The organism is Gulosibacter sediminis (assembly GCF_014904065.1).
GTDB classification, from domain to species: domain Bacteria; phylum Actinomycetota; class Actinomycetes; order Actinomycetales; family Microbacteriaceae; genus Gulosibacter; species Gulosibacter sediminis.
In genome coordinates, this window is the sequence record NZ_JACXJG010000015.1 from 1 (window position 1) to 3,728 (window position 3,728).

The 3,728-nt window shown below is 68.2% G+C and carries 2 protein-coding genes and 2 pseudogenes; 1 reads left to right on the forward strand and 3 read right to left on the reverse strand.

Translation table 11 applies throughout. The annotated features are described in order from the left end of the window. Positions 1 to 20 precede the first annotated feature (20 nt). Complete coding sequence (locus ID132_RS08440; protein ID WP_235988418.1) at positions 21 to 860, forward strand: methylenetetrahydrofolate reductase; 840 nt, start codon at positions 21 to 23, stop codon at positions 858 to 860. Here the strand turns inward: ID132_RS08440 and ID132_RS08445 are convergent. The 3 genes and pseudogenes from ID132_RS08445 to ID132_RS14840 form a co-directional block, all read right to left on the reverse strand. Further along, positions 857 to 1,456 carry an RraA family protein gene (locus ID132_RS08445; protein WP_125107171.1) on the reverse strand — a complete coding sequence of 200 codons (600 nt, stop codon included), beginning with the start codon at positions 1,454 to 1,456 and terminating at the stop codon, positions 857 to 859. The two genes, ID132_RS08440 and ID132_RS08445, sit on opposite strands and share 4 nt — an antisense overlap. Positions 1,457 to 1,666: 210 nt before the next feature. Then, a pseudogene (locus tag ID132_RS08450) lies at positions 1,667 to 3,080 on the reverse strand (MFS transporter). A gap of 241 nt (positions 3,081 to 3,321) precedes the next feature. Further along, positions 3,322 to 3,728: pseudogene (locus ID132_RS14840) on the reverse strand (transposase); the annotation flags it as partial.

The following is a 3,728-nucleotide window of genomic DNA, read 5'->3' on the forward strand; positions in this document are numbered from 1 at the left end:
TCGATTGCGATGAGCCCCTTATGCGCGACTTCTCGCTCGAGATCACGAGCCGCGACGTTGACGCGATTCCCGCGGCGGCGAGGTTGATTCCGGCGGGCACTCGCATCAACGTGACGTTCCTTAGCAACGAGGAGCCGGCGACGACGGTGGCTGCCGCGCGGGCGGTGCGCGACGCCGGGTTCGTGCCGGTGCCGCACCTCGCGGCCCGGCGCATCCGCTCGCTCGAGGCGTTCACGAGCATCCTCAAGCAGCTGCAGGCGGCGAGCGTCTCGGAGCACCTGTTCCTCATCGCGGGTGACCCCGCGCAGCCCGAGGGGCTGTTCGCCGACGCGGCGTCGCTCATCCGCGCGGTGCGGCTCGCGGACTACGGCGTGCGCGAGGTGGGAATCGCGGGGTACCCGGAGGGGCACCCGAGCATCCCGACCGACGTGCTCTGGGCCTCCCTCGACGAGAAGCTGGGCGAGCTGCGGGTGCAGGGGCTCGAGTCGGTGATTGTCACGCAGTTCGGTTTTGACGTGGATGCGGTGGCGCGCTGGATCGGCGAGGTGCGGTTGCGGGGGTACGACGGGCCCATTCGCGTCGGCGCTCCAGGCCCGGCGGGCGTGAAGCGGCTGCTGCGCTACGCGAGTCGCTTCGGTGTCGCCTCGAGCGCGGGCATCGTGCGCAAGTACGGTTTCTCGCTCGCGAACCTGATGGGCACCGCGGGGCCCGACACGTTCATCCGCGCGCTGCAGGATGCGGTGGCTCGCGACGGCGGGTTCGGCGCGGTGGCCATGCACCTCTACACCTTCGGCGGGCTCGAGGCGACGGCTGCGTGGGCGCGGGACTTCGTCGCGGCGCCCGGCGGATCGACGAGCTAGTCGAGGTCGCCCGCGCGGAGTTTGCTGAGCTGCTTTTCCTCCGACTCGCGTTTCGCCTCGGCGCCGGCGAGCACCTCGGCGATCTCGCCCTGCGGCACCACGGCGATGCCGTCGCGGTCGCCGACGAGCCAGTCGCCCGGATGCACGACGACGTTGCCGATCGCGACCGCCTCGTGCAGGCGGCCGGGTCCGTTGCGGTACGGGCCGGCGGGGGAGACCGCGCGGGCGTAGGCGGGCAGGCCGATCTCCTCGAATTCGAGGGCGTCGCGGATCGCTCCGTCGAGCACGACGGCGACGGCGCCGTGGCGCTGCATCCGCTCGGCGATGATGCCGCCGAGCAGCGCCCGATTCGTGACGCCGCTGCCGTTCACAACGACGACGTCGCCCTCGGTGAGGTCGGGCACGAGCTCGTGCAGCACCTTGTTGTCGCCGGGCGCAACGTAGGCGGTGACGGCGCGGCCGACGAAACCGGCTGACGGCCACATCGGCGCGATGCCGCTGTCGACAACGTTGAGGCGGCCCATTGCGTCGCTGAGTTGGCTCGGCGCGAGGGCGGTGAGGCGGCGGCGGATCTCGGAGTCCGGCAGTTCGGTCATGGCGCATCCCTTCCGCAAGCGACCTCGGTGACGCCCGCGATGCAATTCACTCTAATCAGAGATTGTTTGGCGGCGCGAGGCGGATGCGTGAGTTGCGCTGGCGTGCCGGCCCGAGCATCCGTCGACGTGAGCAAAAATCCCCGGTCGGCCGGGCCGGATGCGCCTGCGCGCATCCGGCCCACCGAACCGGGGATTCTTTGTTCCGCGACGCTAGGCCGCGACCGACTCATTCGTGTAGTCGTTGTGCTTCGTTTCCTTCGAGAACAGCAGCGCGACGAAGGTGAGCAGGGCCGCGCCGGCGAGGTAGACGCNGACCCAGAACGGCGAGCCGTCGCCCGCGCTCCAGAGCGCGACGAACACGGTCGGGGCGATGCCCGCGCCGAGTACCGACGAGAGGTTGTACGCAATCGCCGAGCCGGTGTAGCGAGTGTTCGCGGGGAAGTACTCGGGCAGCACCGCGCCCATCGGGCCGAAGGTGAGGCCCATGAGCGCCATGCCGATGATGAGCTGCGCCTGTACGCCCGTGTGGCCGAGGCCGAGCAGCGGGGTCATCACAAAGGCAAAGATGAAGATCAGCGCCGTGACCGAGAGCAGCATCTTGCGGCGGCCGAACTTCTCGGCGAGCGGACCCGAGACGAGCGTGAAGATGCCGAAGAACACGACGGCGACAATGAGCATGAGCAAGAAGTCGGTCTTCGGGTAGCCGAGGCCGCCGACGTGCGTCGCGGCGTCGAACGCCGTGCCCGAGTCGGCCGCGGTCGCGGCGGCCTGGTCGGTCGTCGGCGTCGAGCCATACGTGAGCATGAACGAGGTCATCATGTAGAAGAGCACGTAGGTGGCGAGCATCACGAAGGTGCCGAGGATGATCGCGCGCCACGACTTGCGGAAGACCTCGACGAGCGGGGCCTTGACGACGTGATCCTCACGCACGACCTTCTGGAACGCGGGCGTCTCGGTGAGCTGGATGCGCACCCAAAGGCCGATGATGACGAGCACGGCCGACACGAGGAACGGCAGGCGCCAGCCCCACGTGAGGAACTGCTCCTCGGTGAGGGTGAAGTTGAGCAGTACGAACAGCAGGTTGCCGAGGATGAAGCCGATTGGCGCGCCGAGCTGCGGGAACGTGCCGTAGATGGCGCGCTTGTTCGCGGGGGCGTTCTCGGTGGCGAGGAGGGCGGCGCCCGACCACTCGCCGCCGAGGCCGAGGCCCTGGCAGAAGCGCAGCAGTACGAGCAGCGCCGGCGCGAGCACGGTCATGTTCGTGTTGATCGAGCCGTCGGCATTCGCCGCGGTCGGCAGGCAGCCGATGAGGAATGTCGCGATGCCCATCACGAGCAGCGTGCCGACGAGCGNAGTGGCCGAAGAGGATCGAGCCGAAGGGGCGCGCGATGAACGCGACGCCGAAGACGGCGAACGACGAGAGCAGGGCCGTAATCGGGTCGGCGCTTGGGAAAAAGAGAATGGGGAAGACGAGCGAAGCCGCGGTGGCGTAGATGTAGAAGTCGTAGAACTCGATCGACGTGCCGACGAGGCTCGCGACGATGACCTGCCAGGGCTTGTTCTGCTTCGCGCCGGATGCGGCGGGCGTGGCGCCGGTGTTGATGGTCGAGGTGTCGTGTGACACGAATGTGCTCCTGAGCTGACGATGAACGGCGCGCCGGAAACGCTGTACCCGCCCTGGTGGGGCGAGGCCTCGAACGCGGTGGCGCGGCCCGACCACCTGCCTCGGCGGGGTTGGGGAGTGCAGGAGTCGAACGGTGTCGGTCAAGTTGGCGACGATTCAGGCTACACCCAGCCAGGTATGCAGAAAAAGCCGCAGCCCCTCCTTTATGCGGGTCTGCTGAACGGATAGGTGACAGTTTCGGTTAGGCCGCGAGGGCCAGGGTCTGGTTCATGATGGTCTCGAACTCNGGGCGTCAAACGCCCCAGGCCGGCTTGCCTGCGACGGCGGTGATAGGTCCGCTCGATCCAGGTGACGATGGCGATGCGTAGCTCTTCGCGGGTGGCCCAGGACCGCCGGTTGAGGACGTTCTTCTGCNCGAAAAGAACGATTCCATCGCAGCGTTGTCGCCCGCAGCACCCACCCTGCCCATCGACCCGACCATGCGGTGACGGGCCAGGGCGCGGATCACCTTCCGGGAGCGAAATTGACTGCCCCTGTCACTGTGCACCACGCAACCGGCGACGTTCCCGCGCAGGGCGGCGGCGTTGTCGATCGCGTTGACGACCAGGCGGGACTTCATCCGGGAGCCGATCGAGTAGCCGACGATCT